Genomic DNA, 1210 nt, shown 5'->3' on the forward strand with positions numbered 1-1210 from the left:
TGACTCGTCCGACCTGTCCGACTTGTCCGATACAGGCACCCCCGCTAGGCACCCCCGCTAGGCACCCCCGCTAGCCACCCCCGCTACTTACCGTAGGCGGAGGATGTCGCCCTCCATTGGGAGGTACTCGGGCGTGAGGTTATTGAGCTGGTAGAGCGACTTGAGCTGGATGCCATAGGTCTGGGCGATACGGTGTATCGACTCACCCACCTGTATGCGGTGCTCAAAGTGGGGTGGGGTGGCTCGCTTATGCTTTGGCTCCAGGTAGATGATATCCCCCTTCTCGAGCGGGTATCCTGCTGGGAGGTCGTTGTACTCCGTTAGCTTTCGTTCCGACATACCCAAGTCGCGAGCAATCGCACTGAGCGAATCATCTTCTCCTGCTAATATATATAGGAGTCCATAGCTAAAGTAGCCCACCCGTTCGCCTGCCGGTGTCGTGGGTAGCTCAGGCCGTGGCTTCTTCTGCACTTCCCTCTTTGGGGTGCTCTTCTGTGCATATTGATAGCGACGAGAGGTGTTGCCCTCATCGATGAGGTAGAGCTGATAATCCTCAATGATCTTGATCAGCTTATTGGCATATCCTCGGTCCGTGGCGTAGCCCGCATGTTGCAGACCTCTAGCCCACCCCTTGTAGTCCGTGGGGTCAAGTCGCTGTAGGGAGCGGTAACGAGGTTGTTGGAGAAACTGCCCATGATCCCTAAAGGAGTCCTCCACACGGTCGTAGGCACGAAAACATTCATTCGGGCGGTCGTCATTGTGAAAAGTACGACTACCTCGCCATGACCTATGGCATTTGATGCCGAAGTGGTTATTGGCACCCGTGGCGAGACGACTTTGTCCCGCACCACTCTCTAGCAGTCCTTGGGCGAGCGTGATACTGGCGGGCACACCATAGCTCTTTTGGTTTTCCAATGCAATACCTGCATATTGCTCAATATAGCGGTTGTAGGCATTATTGCCCTGCACCTTTGGGAGCGTCACTTGCGTGGTCTTGCTCGTGCCACAACTCGCCAGCAGTAGAGCAAAGCATGCCAGTAGTGAAGTAAGTTGTCCCGATCTACTCATGGCGAACCAGTTTGATCGTTTCTCCTTCCAGCTCCGTAATCGGCAGCACCTCCATTGCATCTATCGTGAGACAGAAGTCGAGTGCCCCCTCCTTTCCTGCCTTTACCATGCGTGGGTAGTGGTTACTCTCCTTGATGTACTC

At 54.8% G+C, this 1210-nt stretch carries 1 protein-coding gene; it reads right to left on the bottom strand.

Annotated elements, in window-relative coordinates; all coding sequences use genetic code 11:
* Nucleotides 1-87: 87 nt before the first annotated feature.
* The gene (locus QVO39_RS00270; RefSeq protein ID WP_021902517.1) at nucleotides 88-1068 is read right to left on the bottom strand and encodes a glucosaminidase domain-containing protein; all 981 of its coding nucleotides are present in this window, start codon (nucleotides 1066-1068) and stop codon (nucleotides 88-90) included.
* Nucleotides 1069-1210 lie beyond the last annotated feature (142 nt).

This window comes from Porphyromonas sp. CAG:1061, assembly GCF_000435035.1.
Taxonomy (GTDB): Bacteria; Bacteroidota; Bacteroidia; order Bacteroidales; family Porphyromonadaceae; genus Porphyromonas_A; species Porphyromonas_A somerae.

Coding starts and splice junctions, on each gene's coding strand:
- QVO39_RS00270 (WP_021902517.1), bottom strand. CDS start 1,068: ATGAGTAGATCGGGACAACTTACTTCACTACTGGCATGCTTTGCTCTA.